General features: G+C 46.2%; 16 protein-coding genes and 1 pseudogene. 12 read left to right on the top strand and 5 right to left on the bottom strand.

The window, feature by feature from the left end:
• Positions 1-2: 2 nt before the first annotated feature.
• The 5 genes from MHH93_RS19490 (at position 3) to MHH93_RS19470 (ending at position 4,508) form a co-directional block, all read left to right on the top strand.
• Entirely contained in the window at positions 3-1,679 is a 1,677-nt protein-coding gene (locus MHH93_RS19490) for a response regulator (RefSeq protein WP_500055359.1), read from the top strand.
• A gap of 86 nt (positions 1,680-1,765) precedes the next feature.
• A complete protein-coding gene (locus MHH93_RS19485; protein WP_036606989.1) occupies positions 1,766-2,104 on the top strand; it encodes an STAS domain-containing protein in 339 nt (112 codons plus the stop codon).
• Positions 2,105-2,122: 18 nt separating this feature from the next.
• A complete protein-coding gene (gene rsbW / locus MHH93_RS19480; RefSeq protein WP_076212654.1) occupies positions 2,123-2,575 on the top strand; it encodes an anti-sigma B factor RsbW in 453 nt (150 codons plus the stop codon).
• The gene (locus MHH93_RS19475; protein WP_047841571.1) at positions 2,572-3,345 is read left to right on the top strand and encodes a sigma-70 family RNA polymerase sigma factor; all 774 of its coding nucleotides are present in this window, start codon (positions 2,572-2,574) and stop codon (positions 3,343-3,345) included. The genes rsbW and MHH93_RS19475 overlap by 4 nt, the downstream gene beginning before the upstream one ends.
• Positions 3,346-3,446: 101 nt before the next feature.
• A complete protein-coding gene (locus MHH93_RS19470; RefSeq protein ID WP_500055358.1) occupies positions 3,447-4,508 on the top strand; it encodes a magnesium transporter CorA family protein in 1,062 nt (353 codons plus the stop codon).
• Between the two features lie 20 nt (positions 4,509-4,528).
• On the opposite strand, the gene MHH93_RS19465 is transcribed toward MHH93_RS19470, so the two are convergent.
• From MHH93_RS19465 to MHH93_RS19450, 4 genes are all read right to left on the bottom strand, one after another.
• Positions 4,529-4,894, bottom strand: a complete 366-nt coding sequence (locus tag MHH93_RS19465) for a DUF5665 domain-containing protein (RefSeq protein WP_017692276.1) — start codon at positions 4,892-4,894, stop codon at positions 4,529-4,531.
• An 82-nt stretch (positions 4,895-4,976) separates the two neighbouring features.
• On the bottom strand, positions 4,977-5,384 hold the full coding sequence (locus tag MHH93_RS19460) for a YtxH domain-containing protein (protein WP_500055357.1): 408 nt from the start codon (positions 5,382-5,384) through the stop codon (positions 4,977-4,979).
• Between the two features lie 64 nt (positions 5,385-5,448).
• Positions 5,449-5,706, bottom strand: coding sequence for a GlsB/YeaQ/YmgE family stress response membrane protein (locus MHH93_RS19455; protein WP_017692278.1), 258 nt, complete (start codon positions 5,704-5,706; stop codon positions 5,449-5,451).
• Between the two features lie 134 nt (positions 5,707-5,840).
• A complete protein-coding gene (locus MHH93_RS19450) occupies positions 5,841-6,542 on the bottom strand; it encodes a phosphatase PAP2 family protein (RefSeq protein WP_500055356.1) in 702 nt (233 codons plus the stop codon).
• A 175-nt stretch (positions 6,543-6,717) separates the two neighbouring features.
• On the opposite strand from MHH93_RS19450, the gene MHH93_RS19445 reads away from it, so the two are divergent.
• Together MHH93_RS19445 and MHH93_RS19440 are read left to right on the top strand one after the other, a co-directional pair.
• Complete coding sequence (locus MHH93_RS19445; RefSeq protein ID WP_500055355.1) at positions 6,718-7,737, top strand: asparaginase; 1,020 nt, start codon at positions 6,718-6,720, stop codon at positions 7,735-7,737.
• A gap of 139 nt (positions 7,738-7,876) precedes the next feature.
• Positions 7,877-8,602: a pirin family protein gene (locus tag MHH93_RS19440; protein WP_133387146.1), complete on the top strand. Its 726-nt coding sequence runs from the start codon at positions 7,877-7,879 to the stop codon at positions 8,600-8,602.
• 105 nt (positions 8,603-8,707) lie between these two features.
• On the opposite strand, the gene MHH93_RS19435 is transcribed toward MHH93_RS19440, so the two are convergent.
• Positions 8,708-8,932: a DUF1128 domain-containing protein gene (locus MHH93_RS19435; RefSeq protein ID WP_017692283.1), complete on the bottom strand. Its 225-nt coding sequence runs from the start codon at positions 8,930-8,932 to the stop codon at positions 8,708-8,710.
• 158 nt (positions 8,933-9,090) lie between these two features.
• On the opposite strand from MHH93_RS19435, the gene yyaC reads away from it, so the two are divergent.
• The 5 genes and pseudogenes from yyaC to MHH93_RS19410 all read left to right on the top strand — a co-directional run.
• Positions 9,091-9,648 carry a spore protease YyaC gene (gene yyaC, locus MHH93_RS19430; protein WP_500055354.1) on the top strand — a complete coding sequence of 186 codons (558 nt, stop codon included), beginning with the start codon at positions 9,091-9,093 and terminating at the stop codon, positions 9,646-9,648.
• Between the two features lie 60 nt (positions 9,649-9,708).
• On the top strand, positions 9,709-10,500 hold the full coding sequence (locus tag MHH93_RS19425; RefSeq protein ID WP_500055353.1) for an alpha/beta fold hydrolase: 792 nt from the start codon (positions 9,709-9,711) through the stop codon (positions 10,498-10,500).
• Between the two features lie 275 nt (positions 10,501-10,775).
• Positions 10,776-11,480 (top strand): DUF6483 family protein, encoded by a 705-nt coding sequence (locus tag MHH93_RS19420; RefSeq protein WP_500055352.1) that lies wholly within the window; start codon positions 10,776-10,778, stop codon positions 11,478-11,480.
• A 96-nt stretch (positions 11,481-11,576) separates the two neighbouring features.
• Positions 11,577-12,824, top strand: coding sequence for a class I SAM-dependent methyltransferase (locus MHH93_RS19415; RefSeq protein WP_500055351.1), 1,248 nt, complete (start codon positions 11,577-11,579; stop codon positions 12,822-12,824).
• A 196-nt stretch (positions 12,825-13,020) separates the two neighbouring features.
• Positions 13,021-14,015: pseudogene (locus MHH93_RS19410) on the top strand (hypothetical protein); the annotation flags it as partial.

The raw sequence follows: 14,015 nt of genomic DNA, 5'->3' as shown, positions 1-14,015 counted from the left end.
CCATGGGGCTCAATGAACCAATCCACATATTGTTGGTAGATGACCGCCCTGAGAACTTGCTTGCTCTTGAAGCAGTTCTGGAATCGGAACAATATAAACTCGTTAAGGCAACTTCCGGAGAAGAGGCACTCCGCTGTCTGCTAAAAGACGAATTTGCGGTTATCGTTCTCGATGTGCAGATGCCTGGTATGGACGGAATTGAGACAGCAAAGTTAATTAAGGCACGGGACAAGTCCAAGGATGTGCCAATTATATTTATCTCTGCGAATAGCAGAGAAGCTGAGCATTTGTTTGCAGGTTATTCAGCCGGGGCCATTGATTACATGGTTAAGCCATTTATTCCTCAGATTTTGAAATCCAAAATTGAGGGCTTTGTGGAGATGTTTATCACCAACAAACGACTGAAAACACAGACGATGCTGCTTCACCAGAAGACACAGGAACTGGAGAAGATGAACCAACAACTCATTCAGGCCAAGGAAGAAGCGGAAATTGCAGCGAATGCAAAGACCGAATTTCTAGCGATGATGAGTCATGAGATTCGTACACCGATGAATGGAGTTATCGGTATGGTGGATCTGCTAATGGAGACGGAACTGAAGGAAGATCAGAAGGAATATGCAGACATCGTTCGTCGCAGCGCGGATGCACTTGTCACGGTTATTAACGACATTCTTGATTTTACCAAGATGGAATCAGGCAAAATGGAGCTTGAAGAGCATCCTTTTGAAATTGTCTCCTGCATTCGGGAAGTGTTGGGATTGTTTGCTGCAGAAGCAGGCAAAAAGAGTTTGGAATTGGATTATTTCCTGGAAGATTCTGTTCCTGAATTAATTTATGGAGATATGGCAAGGCTACGTCAGGTTCTCTTGAATCTTATTGCCAATGCGATCAAATTCACCGACCATGGCGGAGTATATCTGATCGTGTCAGTTAAGGAAGAAAAGGATGGGCAAATGGCATTAGAGTTTGCCGTCAAGGACACGGGAATAGGCATTGCGTCAGACAAGGTTGATCGCCTGTTTCAGCCGTTTTCCCAGCTGGATACATCAATGACTCGTAAATACGGTGGAACCGGCTTGGGACTGGCAATCTGCAAGACTCTGGTTGAAATGATGGGTGGACAGATCTATCTGGATACAACAGAGCAACGGGGAGCGACGTTTGTATTTACAATTCAGGCAAAACGCTATGTCGAAACTGAACTGGTCCAGATGAATGGGGAAGAGAAGCTGACGGATGTGAAAAATGAGAATAACCCCCCAACGGTATTAATTGTGGATGATCATCCGATTAATCAGAAGTTGATGGCGATTATGCTTGGTAAACTTGGGTTGCTCTCAGATATTGCTGAGGATGGACAGAGCGCACTCGATATGGTAAATAATAGCCGCTATCCCTATGACTATGTGTTCATGGATCTGCAGATGCCTGTTATGGACGGTTTGGAATGTACACGGCGGATTCGGGAGAGCCTGTCCCAGTCCGATCAGCCGGTCATTATAGCTATGACTGCTAACGTGATGGAAGGTATTCAGCAACGCTGTACTGCTGCAGGCATGGATGATTATATTAGTAAGCCGGTGAAAATGGGCAATGTAAAACAGAAAATAGCCCAGTTTCAGAAACAACGACAAATGTTAGACTCAGGCCCTTCAGCCATGAATCAGGCCAATTGAAATATTTTCCAAACTTCTTTTTGTTTCACTCGTGCCTAAGTTGGGTTATTAGGTAAGGAAACCATTGATCAGGAGAGAGATGTCTAATGAATACAAACAAAAACGAAAAATTCAATGCAAGAACTGAAACACAGGACGGCGTGTGCACGGTGTATCTGACTGGCGAACTGGATTTGTCGGTTGCTCCTGACTTCCGCTTGGTGATGGAGCCGCTAGTGGATAACAAGGAACAGGATCTTGTGATCAACATGAAAGAATTGAAGTATATCGATAGTACAGGGATTGGTATCCTGTTATCTGTTCTGAAGGCCAGACATGGAATGGAAGCTCGCTTTGAAGTACAGGAAGTTCCTGCGCAAATCCAGAAACTTTTTGACATGACGGGCATCGCCAAATTCTTTGTCACACAGAAGAATTCCCAATAGGAAAGGATCGAAAAAGGAATGAATGCAGAAGTTCAAAGAGTCACCCTTAATTTACCGGCGACAGCTGATTACGTTGATATTGTAAGACTTAATCTTTATGGAGTAGCATCCAAAATGGGATTTTCTTATGAAGACATTGAGGATATGAAAGTTGCTGTATCCGAGGCCTGTAACAACTCTGTACTGTATGCTTACTCACACGAAGGCGGCATGGTTGAAGTTGTATTCGAAGTCGAAGGCGAAACATTGTCCATTACTGTTAAGGACGAAGGTGCCAGCTTCGAGAACATGAACCCTGCTGTGTCACGTGCTGGTCTTCACGACAAAGAACTGACAGAAGCGCAGATTGGCGGACTTGGGTTCTACCTGATGCAAGCCTTGATGGACGATGTCAGTGTGGAAAGTGAGACGGGCAAAGGTACGAAGGTAGTACTCGTAAAACGTCTTGCAAGAAGTGAGGAGAAAGTATGAATGAAAAAGTGACTCCCCCAGAGTCCATGTCTGAAGCTATAGGTTTGATCTGGGAATACCAGCAGACCCAAGATAATGAAATTGCAACAGTTCTCATCCGTAAATATGAACCGATGGTTAAGATGGCAGCAGGTAAAATTGCTCGGAATCGCCCTGATCTATACGAAGACTTGTATCAGACCGGGCAGATGGCCTTGATTCGTTTGCTTAAGCAATACGATATCAACCTGGGTATTCCATTTGAACCTTATGCTATGAAGAGTATGATCGGTCATATGAAGAACTACTTGCGAGACAAATCCTGGTATATTCAGGTGCCCCGGAGGATTAAGGAAAAGGGAGCACTTGTGCAACATGCCATTGATGAGTTAACCGTGAAGCTGGAGCGCTCACCTGGTGTGAACGAAATTGCTGAATACCTTGATTTGACTGCAGAAGAGACGATTGAAGTCCTGGCTGGTCGGGAATGTTACCACTATGTGTCACTGGATTCTCCTTTATCTCAGGATGACAGTGCAGCAACATTGGGTGAACTGATCAGTGCAGATGTTAATGACTATGATTCGGTCGAAAAACGGATGGACTTGCAACAGGCATTGGGACAATTGAAGGAACAAGAGCAACAGGTACTTATTCTAGCCTTTCAGGATGGCCAATCTCAACGGGCAATTGCCCAGAAGCTTGGTGTTTCACAGATGAGTGTATCTCGTATTCAGAAGAGGGCTACAGAGAAATTGAAACAGATCATGTCGAATGCTTCAATGTTATGAAAAATGGAACCCTGATGTTGTTGAGTACGGCATAAAGAAGGACACGTTATTGCGCTGAAATGCATACGTGTCCTTTTTGGGATCAAAAAGATGGGTATGCAATGAAGAACATGAGTGCAGGAGTGGATAAAGTGATTGTGAACCAAATCAAGTTGGAAGCTCGCCGTGACAAGTTATCTTGCTCGGACCATTGGCAATGGTGGGATTGGGTTGCACCTGACACCGATAGCATGAACGATGCTTTGGAGGAGCTGACAGAGGCGTTTCCGGATATGCGGTATTGGCTTTATAAAATTCCGGAAGTAGAATCGAATTATTTGTCCGTCCGTTTCGTGAATGGTAAAGAACCAGTCATATTTGGTTCATTGTTGTATGCGATCAAGAATGAGAGAGATGACAAAAGAAAAGATAATCAGATGTTCTTTTATGTCGATCGTAATAACCTGGTTACCTTGAATATGGATGACAATACACGAGGTATTATGAAGACGGATGAACGTGCCCATATGTTACAGCAATGTAGTGAGGCTAGGGACGGGATGTTTGTACTCTTTCGAGCTATACTGCATTACTACCATGTGGGAATGGATCATTTTGAGATGAACCTGCGTGATCTGGAACGGAAGATGGAATCCCGCAATGCACGCACCTTGATGGACCAGATTCTCGCCGCTCGATTTGAATTATTGTATTGGAGTAATCTGTTCATCCCTTACTCGGAACTAATGGCCGCTTCACATGAGGCTTACCTTGACGAAATAGATGAAAATCGATACTTCCAACAGCTCCAACATCGAGTAGAGCGAATGGAACGATTGTTTCGTCATTATGAGAAAGAGATTGATACGTTAATCTCCATTGATAATGCAATCTCTGGTGTACGTGGTAATGAGATTATGAAAACACTGACTATTGTCACCGCTGTGTTCATACCCGCGACCGCTGCTGGCGCGATATGGGGGATGAACTTTGAGAACCTGCCCTTTATCGATAAATCATGGGGAGTTGTATTGGTCCTTGTTGTCATTATCTTAAGCATGATCAGCATGTATGTATGGCTGATGATGAAAGGATGGACAGGAGATCTGCTCAAAGTGAAATCCTCACAGCCTTCAGCTGAGGAGACAGAGAAAAATGGAGCAACAGAAAAGCGTAAACGGTAGCCTACTGTTGGCCAATCCTCTTAGTTTTTGTAATCTTCAATATAGCCCAGCAAGTCAGCGATATATTGTCCCACAATCGGCATATTGACGAATTGGCTGAGAATGAATGCGAGCAGACCCAGAACAACAAAGGTACCTACGGTCAGCCCAAGTCCTCGTGCCATACCTGCTGTAAAGTTGGTAATAATCCGCTTTTTGGGACTGCTGTAATTCTCAATAATGTCTTTGATCTGCGCTCTCTCCAGACTGTCCGCAATCTGGTCCAGACGTGTGTTCAATCGCTTTACCTCGTGTCGCAATTCAAAAGGATGCTCGCTTGTATCATACTGCTGTGCCGGTGTTCCTCCCGTAATTGGAGTATTACCGTTAATTGTAACTTTACTCATGATTATTCCCCCTCAACTCGCATTGGATAAAAAATAGCCAGCTGGAGTGCAGCTGGCTATTGGTCACTCGATCTGTATCGCCTTACAGGCTAGTCGAGTTAAGTTCTTTACGTGCATCTTCCTTCGCTTCTACGGAAGCGGCAGCCACTTCTTCAGATGCACGGGAGGCTTCGTTAGCCACATCCGCGGATGCTTTTCTCACAGAGTCCATGACATCATTGCGGCCTTGGTTCACTGTTTTTGCAATGTCGGAAGTTTTGGATGAGACCGTTTTAGCCAGTTCAGATGCTCTATCACCTACAACGGTTGCAACTTCTTTTGTGCGGTCAGTAACCATGCCTACTTTCTCGGAAAGGTCACCACGCAATTCACGTCCCGGTTTAGGCGCAAAGAGTAGTGCCGCAGCAGCCCCCAGCAAACCTCCGATGAAAATCCCTTTGGCGAAAGTCGAACCCGTCTGTACAGGATATTGCTCTTCTGCTTTATTCATGTCTAATCACTCCTTCTTCAAATTAGGAAACAAATACGAAACAACGAACACCTTGTTGCCCGAATCAGGCAGCCTGTCTTAGCAGTCTGGACACAAGCCCCAGCAAGAAAACAAAGAGCGCTGTACCAATGATGGCAGGGATGATGGCAAAGTTGCCGATAACGGGTCCCCAGTTACCAAGCAAAAGTGCACCCAGCCAAGCTCCGGCAAATCCGGCAATCATTGCACCGATTATGCCTCCAGGCATGTTGTGACCGGCAAGTGCATCTCCGATCAATCCGATGATGACAGCCATCACAATGCTGATAATGATGCCCCACATAACAACCGCCTCCTTTAAACTTGATGTAGGATGTTGTCTGTTCGCGTTTGCTTACTTCGTATATAAACGCCGTGCAACCCTGTGAAACAATAAAGATGAGGATGAATGCACTGGAAATCAGAGGAATTCATTCTTTAGCGGCTCTGTTTAATGCCTTTAATCATGCAGAAGATCCATGCCAATCCAGCGGCAAATCCCGTAAATACATCCGTAGGATAATGTACGCCGAGCATGATGCGGCTGAGGCCAATCAAGAAAATAAAACTGATACCACATAGAACAGGAAGCCACACTCCGGAAGAGTTATGTCGCTGCTGCTCAATGGCCCAGATGACAAAGAGCATGCCATAGAAGCCCATAGAGATCATGGCATGTCCGCTGGGAAAGCTGTACCCGTGAACGACCAGCAGATGATCCAGTTCAGGTCTGCTTCGTCTGAAAAATTCTTTCAATAACGTGTTCAGAATCCACATCATGGCAAAACTTCCCGTGATCGCATATCCATATATAACAAACCTTGGGCTGCGTTGTATGAAGAAAAGAAGAGCAAAACCTCCTGCAGCTACAGCAGAGATTTTGAATGAGCCCAGCGCGGTTATGAATGCAGTGTAAGGCAATAGATAAAGACGTGAATCTGAATTCAGATAAAATAATTGCTGAATTTCATCATCCAGACGAATAATAGAATCATGGCCCAACCAGGCACCCAGACCTGCCAGGATGAATACAACCGTAGCGCTGATAACCATACCAGCCAAACTCCAGTTGAAGAGGGGGCGTAACGACATGCCAGGGGTCGATCCTGATAAGGATGGTGTAGACATTTTACGTGGCATAGTGGGTTTCTCCTTCAGTATGGTAGTCATGAACATAGATGATAATGCTATACCCGAAATGCATGTCGAAAAAACTGTAAAAACGTCGCTTTTGTACTATACTATTTAAGATATCCCATGCGGCGTCGTGACGCAAAGCAGAGATGAAATCGGGAGCACAAAGGAGAGAACTCGCATGGAGAGTGCCTTGTTAATTAAAGAATACCGTGCAGGCGTCATGGAATGCGCCCATTACGGACACATAAGTATTACGGATGAGTATGGGCGAATTGTATACTCGGCTGGCGACCCTCATTTTAGAGCGTTCACTCGCTCATCTGCCAAACCTTTTCAAGCTATTCCAGGAATCCGGGCAGGGATTGTCGGTCACTATGGCCTATCCGCACAGGAGATTGCCATTATGTCCTCTTCGCATCGTTCGGAACCGGAACACATTCGGGTGCTGGAGCAGTTATCCGGTAAAATCGGATTGGGTGAAGAATGCCTGATCTGTGCACCAAGCTACCCGCTTAATGAAGAAAGCCGTAATCAATGGATACGTGGACAAGGGGAGAAACGTCGCATCTTGCATAACTGCTCCGGAAAACATCTGGGAATTCTGGGGTACAGTCAGATGAAGCAGGTGGATTTGGGCAGTTACGCTGAACCCGATCATCCGGTGCAACGTGAAATTCTCGAAACGTTTGCCGACCTGGCAGGTATTGAGGAAAAAGAGATTAAGCTGGGGACGGATGGCTGCGGCTTTCCGGTATTTTCTTTGCCGTTGTCGGCATTGTCGAACGCCTATCTGAAGCTCGCTTGTCCGGACCTCATCGCCGATGCTTCTACAAGAACAGCTGTAGAGACGATTACATCAGCTATGAATGAACATCCGTTAATGGTAGGTGGCACGGAGCGTGTAGATTCAGTACTGCTGGAAGACGGTAACATTGTAGCGAAAGGTGGATTCAAAGGGGTATTCGGTTTTGGTCTGAAAAAAGAACGATTGGGAATCACCTTCAAGGTACTTGATGGTTCCGAGGAAGAGTGGGCCTTCATTACCCAATCCATCCTGAAACAGATTGGTTATTCCAATGATAGAACCCTTGCACGATTGGCTGAAGTGTTCCCTTCCGATATCCGAAATGATGAAGGTACCCTTGTAGGTCATGCAGCTAGTGAGTTCATTCTTCACTCACTGGAAGATAGCGTATAACCTTAAGAAGGGGCGTGATTAGAGTTGCCGGACCCCGGGTAAAGATGACATACCAACTGGTATTTATCTAAACAATTCATATACACGCATGGACTGCCGCAGTAATGTGGTAGCTCTAAACCCTTGGAGGTGGATGAACATGATTAAAGTGGTGACATCGGAAGAAAGGCACACGTCGGATCGAGGTTGGATACACAGCGAATTCAGCTTTTCCTTTGCGGATTATGATGATCCGAGTAACGCCCATTTTGGCTGTCTGCTGGCTCATAATGAAAACACGCTGATGCCGCAAGAAGGCTTTAAGAAACATCCACATCATGATCTTGAACTTGTCAGTTATGTCATATCAGGTACACTCAAACATACGGATAGTATGGGAACAGAACAATTGCTCGAACCGGGTACGGTCCAGGTGATGAGCGCGGGAACGGGAGTGGAACATTCCGAGACCAATCCGTCAGCGGATGAACCGGTACGTTTCCTCCAGATGTGGTTTTTGCCATCAGAGCGTATGCTGAAACCATCCTATACGAATCGGAGAATAGAGCCGCAGGAGCATTTGAATCGTCTATGTCCGATTGTATCCGGGCAAGGGGGCGAGGGAACCGAAGGCGCATTGCCTATTTCTCAGGATGTAACCTGTTATCTCTCCCATTTGGAGTCTGGGAAGAAGTTGATGTACCCACAACATGAAGATCGACGGACACATCTTTTCCTGATCAGTGGACATGTGGAGATTCATTGCTCGGATGGCAACTTCAACCTCAAGCCGGGGGATGCTGCACGAATTCGTAAAAGCTGCGATCTGCAAATAACGAGTACAGACAGTGAACCTGCCGAATTTGTTCTGGTTGACCTGCCTTAAGGATCAGAGGTATTCCGTAAAAGATCGTCTTGAAATATAAACATGCAAAAAGGACCTGTTGCCACGTTGATGTGGAAGACAGGTCCTTTTTTTGGCTTGCTTGGACTAGGATTTACGAAGGTTACCCAGTTCAGAAGCGACAGCTTCCACTTCGGAGATACTGAGATGTTCCTTGCTCAAAATCATTTCATACAGGTCAAACAGATCTTCATATTTCTCAAGTGGGAATGAAGAAGCTTGCATGGCGGCACCGCTTGCCATACGAAGTTTGGTTTTGATCGCTTCAATCATATATTCCATATTGGCTGCTGTTGCTTGTGTTAAATCCATCGTTAAGTTCATCCCTTCCGTATCGGAAACTCTTGTTATTGTATCATGATTGGAAGTGGTCAGGCCAATGCTTTTGCGGGGAAACGAAGCATCGGTTACAATGATGGATACAACAACAGGTTTTAATGGAAACCTGGGTGTACTGGAGGGAACGAAGCTTGGCAGCGTATAAGCGAGAAATGGTTCGCCATCAAGGAAGAGAAGTCCGCAAAGGCGTGCCTGCAGAGAATCTGGTTTTATTTTTCAAAAATATCCTCAAACTTCATGCTCCAGATGAAATCACGTTGGTCTGCATTGGTACCGATCGTTCCACCGGGGATGCTCTGGGTCCCCTGACCGGAAGCTTACTCCAAGAGAACGGAATGGGAAACGTGATGGGCACGCTGTCTTCCCCTTGTGATGCAGATACGCTGGAGAAGAAATTGGCACTTATTCCTGCACACCATGCCATCATAGCGATCGATGCGTGTCTGGGTCCCAAGAATGCCGTAGGTACATATTATCTCTCGAATAACCCACTCATTCCAGCCCAATCGGTTGGAGGCAAGCTTCCTCCTGTCGGACAATATAGTCTGGCAGCTGTGGTTAATGCCAATGGACCAAGGCCTTATTCCATATTGCAGATGACCTCGCTTCACTTGGTCATGGAGATGTCCCGAACGATTGCAGACGCTGCAATTGAAGCATGGAAATGGAGACAAACGTTTCATTCATGATATGTAGGCTTAATAATATACAACCTGAATTATTTAATTCGCGCAGAGAGAGGGATTCATATGGAAAAAGTGATGTGTGATGGAACGACGATTTGTTATGCCGAACAAGGTAAGGGAGAAGCACTCATTTTGCTCCACGGATACTGTGGTAGTTCCTCGTATTGGGATGAGGTCGTACCTGAACTGGCACGCAGCTATCGCTGTATCGTACCTGATCTGCGTGGACACGGAAAAACAGATGCACCTGTAGGGAGTTATACCATCGAACAGATGGGCAATGATGTATTACAGCTGATGGACGAGTTGAAAGTGGAAAAGGCAGTCCTTCTGGGACACTCGATGGGGGGATATATTGCGCTCTCGATCGCACAACGTCACCCGGAGCGTTTGAATGCATTTGGCCTGATTCACTCCACCGCCTACCCGGACAGTGAAGAAGCCAAGGAGAAACGTCTTCGCGCCGTTTCCACCATTCAAACGGATGGTATCGTGAATTTTGTAGATGGACTGGTCCCGGGACTGTTTGCACAGGAACATGTGGAATCGCTATCTAAGGATGTAACACGTGTGAAGGAAATTGGATACCAGACTGCTCCTCAAGGTGCTGTTGGTGCTGCGCTTGCTATGCGAGAACGCCCGGATCGCCGCGATGTGTTATCGGCTACACCTTTACCTGTATTGCTGGTTGCGGGAGAGAAGGATGCGGTTATCCCGCCAGAACGTACATTTACAAGTGACAAGCCACATATCGTGCAAGCCGTGATTGCGGGTGCGGGTCATATGAGCATGTATGAAGCTCCTGAAGAGTTAATTCAGGTCATTAAACAATTCATGGCTGGATTATCGAAGTAATTGATGAAAGTAAATTTATATTGATTTTAATAGAATATAGTTTGGTTTCTGGATGATTCTACTCTCTTGTGGAAGAGGGGGACCCAGTTCCATTCTAGCTGAACCCCTGTAAAGTCCCTTTGGGATAGCAGGGGTTCAGTGTGTTTATGGACAGGAGCATAGACGTGCGTGTCTTGTTTTTTGGCTTTTTGTCATGTCATGAATTAAAATAACGATAAAGGAACGACATGAGAACGATTGGATGTATAGGGTCGAATGATGAGGGGGCATACAGTATGTTCAGAAAAGATTATCTGCTCCGTATGATGGAGGAAATGACGGAAGCTATTGGCAAAGTGTTCACGCTTAAACAGCAGCGCAAGCACACCGAGGCTTTGTCCGAACTGGATGAGCTGATGCGCAGGCAGTTTGGGTTGAATTTATCTCTACTGAACTCAATGCCAGCAGAGGATGTTATTGAAATGTTCCGTTTTCGCGGAATGATTGAAGTGGACAATCTGCAGCATGCCGCCAGGCTGATTGAAGAAGAAGCCTATATTTATCAAGAGAAGGCCAAAGTGGAAGGCATAGAGGATCAGGAGAGAATGGACGCAGAGGATGAGGCTGTCATTCGATTGATGAGATCACTTCATTTTTACCTGTATGCCTTGAACCATGGCGCTAATCCTCAGTTATTGAATGGACCGGAACGGGTGGAGGGTGTATTGGGACTCACCAAAGAATATGAGCTTCCTGCCCGGACTGAAAGACAGCTTGCCCTCTATCGTGAGCAACAAGGGCGTTATGACCAGGCAGAGAACAGCTGGTACAGGCTGCTCCAGCTTGGTGCTGAATTCCCGGTGAGCTACCGAGATGATGTACAGGCGTTCTATGAAAGGTTGAGCCAACTCACGGATGAACAGCTGGAGCAGGGCGGTCTGCCACGGAACGAAGTTGGAGAGGGACTAACTGAACTAAGTCGTCAAGAGATGAACTCATAAAATATGGATTGGATCAATGCTTGTTACATGCCTTTACTTGGAGAGGAAACGGAATTGTGGTATGGTAACGGTTGACCAAACCAAACCGAAAGTGAGATGTACCCCGTGGATTCATTGCGAAAGCTTATACAAGACATCTTTGAACAGAATTCGCTGATTACAGCGACCTGGAGCCAGCTGCGCAGACGGGACAATGTCTCGTATACCAAAGTGCAAGTCAAGCCGGTGACACTGAAGAATCAGCTGCATTATCAATTTGCATTTCATTATAACAACAAAGTGCTGCACGAGAATTTGACTCCGGCTGAAGCGGCTGAGCGCATGACTTTGCTATGCGAAGAGACGTTTCGTCAAGGCCTGCTCTGTACGACTGAGGCAGACTATCAAATTTTGATCAGCAAAAAATATAAAGTATCCATTCTGACCAAATCTGCTTCCAAGACTGCGGTGGATCTATCGCATAATCGCAAGAAGCAATATGTATTGGAAGAGGGAGTGCCTGTCTCGTTCCTCGTTGAACTTGGCATTATGAACGAAGCAGGTCGTGTATTGGCCCGCAAGTATGACAAGTTCAGACAGATCAACCGTTTCCTCGAAATGGTGCAGGATGTTATTCCACATCTGCCGGAGGGACGTCCGCTGACCATCGTTGATTTTGGTTGTGGCAAATCTTATCTGACCTTTGCGTTATATCACTATCTCTCCGTACAACAACGGCGTTCACTCAAGATTATTGGATTGGACTTAAAGGCAGATGTCATTGAACACTGTAATGATCTGGCTAATCGATTGCATTATGGCGATCTGAAGTTTCTGGTTGGAGACATCGCGGACTACGATGAATTGAACGAAGTGGATATGGTTGTCACGCTACATGCCTGTGATACAGCTACAGATGCTGCTTTGGAGAAGGCCGTTCGTTGGGGGGCTTCTGTGATTCTGTCTGTTCCTTGCTGTCAGCATGAACTGTTTGAGCAAGTCGAGTCTTCTGTGATGAATCCTTTGTTGTCCCACGGTATTCTCAAGGAACGTTTCTCCGCACTGGCTACGGATGGGATTCGTGCCAAGTTGCTTGATCTGATGGGATACAAGACACAATTACTTGAATTCATCGATATGGAGAATACACCTAAAAACATATTGATTCGTGCTGTTCGCGGTCAGGCTGGTGAAGTGACGGAGATGTGGAATGAATACACGGCTTTCCGTGATTTTATTCATGCCGATCCCTATTTGGAGCGGGCTTGTGCGGATTTGCTTCCTGGCGATGGCAAGCAGGTTATGGGGAAATCAAAATCGAACAAAGAAACCGTTCAAGATTCCACGAATTGCGACATTTGCTGAGTGTGCTAATGCCAATCGAGGGACATACTGCAATTAGGGTCCCTGAATGTGAACTTCAATACTATGCACATACTTTGTAACAAGTAACATCTTAACTGTCAGGTATGTATCAGACAGAAGGACCCGATATCGGGAACTTCTGTCTTTTTGTTTTGTTATGGATATGAAGCGGTGTAAGGAAGGAGGGTGGGTAGGGATGGAGAATAGGATAATGGATAAGGGAATTGTAAGGTATAAACGAGGTTATGTGGCGAGCGAGGAACTGATGGAACGGGCGTTTGAGGGGTTTCACCACGCAAATGATACAGGATATGTAGATAACAGGGACTTATGTAATCAGGGCAGCAGGGATTGTAGAGACAGTAAATATAATAGGAAAGATACATACAACGAAGATGATATGTATAAAAAAGATGAGACATATCATTCAAATGGAGTTATCCAAACGGAGGGGGCAGGCAGTTCTTCTCAAAGTTTGAGGAATGAATATTATTCAGGGTCGGGTTGGACTTTTGGATTGGGTATACTCGCCATTGTCTTGCTGCTCGCAGGGTGTCTGAGTCGGGGGCTGTACTATTCGACCGATCTGTATCCTGTCCTTCTGATCGCAGCAGGAAGCACCTTGATCATGATCGTGCTATTGCTTACAGTCTTTCGTCCACAGAAAGAGAAAGAGAAAGGGCAAGTGCGAAAACAAGTACCCCTGTCACTGGTATATTGGCTAGGGAACAATGAACGAATGGTTGGGCGAATGCTTCGAATCCCGGGAATGTGGCGGGTGTTGTGGCCAATAGGGATGATGACTTGTTTTGGATTACATGCATGGGCAGGCTCGGTGAGCAAACAGGGTAGCATGGATGAAATGCTAAGATGGAGCATGCTTGCGCTGTTTACGTTGCTCACCACAATCCTGGCGGCACGTACGGATGGTACGCGTTGGTTAGCCTGCGGGTGGCAGATGGCAGGCGGCTTGCTTGTACTAAGCGGCATTCTTGCTGTGTGCGGAGTATTGCCGCTGCCCTTCGGGGTGATGCGGACTGCTGACCCCGAGATCAGTTCCGCCGGAGCCCGGCTTGGCGGATTATTGCAGTACCCTAATGCGTACGGTGCCATTGTTGGCATGTACGCATTGGAGCGGCTGACAGCCGCCGCGCGAGTCATAGCCCGGCCTGTGCCGGCCGGGCGACTCAT

Source organism: Priestia sp. FSL H7-0729, from assembly GCF_038005685.1.
In the GTDB taxonomy this organism is placed as follows: Bacteria; Bacillota; Bacilli; order Paenibacillales; family Paenibacillaceae; genus Paenibacillus.
This window is presented reverse-complemented; position numbering and strand designations above follow the sequence as displayed.

Coding starts and splice junctions, on each gene's coding strand:
- MHH93_RS19490 (WP_500055359.1), top strand. CDS start 3: ATGGGGCTCAATGAACCAATCCACATATTGTTGGTAGATGACCGCCCT.
- MHH93_RS19485 (WP_036606989.1), top strand. CDS start 1,766: ATGAATACAAACAAAAACGAAAAATTCAATGCAAGAACTGAAACACAG.
- rsbW (WP_076212654.1), top strand. CDS start 2,123: ATGAATGCAGAAGTTCAAAGAGTCACCCTTAATTTACCGGCGACAGCT.
- MHH93_RS19475 (WP_047841571.1), top strand. CDS start 2,572: ATGAATGAAAAAGTGACTCCCCCAGAGTCCATGTCTGAAGCTATAGGT.
- MHH93_RS19470 (WP_500055358.1), top strand. CDS start 3,447: ATGAAGAACATGAGTGCAGGAGTGGATAAAGTGATTGTGAACCAAATC.
- MHH93_RS19465 (WP_017692276.1), bottom strand. CDS start 4,894: ATGAGTAAAGTTACAATTAACGGTAATACTCCAATTACGGGAGGAACA.
- MHH93_RS19460 (WP_500055357.1), bottom strand. CDS start 5,384: ATGAATAAAGCAGAAGAGCAATATCCTGTACAGACGGGTTCGACTTTC.
- MHH93_RS19455 (WP_017692278.1), bottom strand. CDS start 5,706: ATGTGGGGCATCATTATCAGCATTGTGATGGCTGTCATCATCGGATTG.
- MHH93_RS19450 (WP_500055356.1), bottom strand. CDS start 6,542: ATGCCACGTAAAATGTCTACACCATCCTTATCAGGATCGACCCCTGGC.
- MHH93_RS19445 (WP_500055355.1), top strand. CDS start 6,718: ATGGAGAGTGCCTTGTTAATTAAAGAATACCGTGCAGGCGTCATGGAA.
- MHH93_RS19440 (WP_133387146.1), top strand. CDS start 7,877: ATGATTAAAGTGGTGACATCGGAAGAAAGGCACACGTCGGATCGAGGT.
- MHH93_RS19435 (WP_017692283.1), bottom strand. CDS start 8,932: ATGGATTTAACACAAGCAACAGCAGCCAATATGGAATATATGATTGAA.
- MHH93_RS19425 (WP_500055353.1), top strand. CDS start 9,709: ATGGAAAAAGTGATGTGTGATGGAACGACGATTTGTTATGCCGAACAA.
- MHH93_RS19420 (WP_500055352.1), top strand. CDS start 10,776: ATGTTCAGAAAAGATTATCTGCTCCGTATGATGGAGGAAATGACGGAA.
- MHH93_RS19415 (WP_500055351.1), top strand. CDS start 11,577: ATGTACCCCGTGGATTCATTGCGAAAGCTTATACAAGACATCTTTGAA.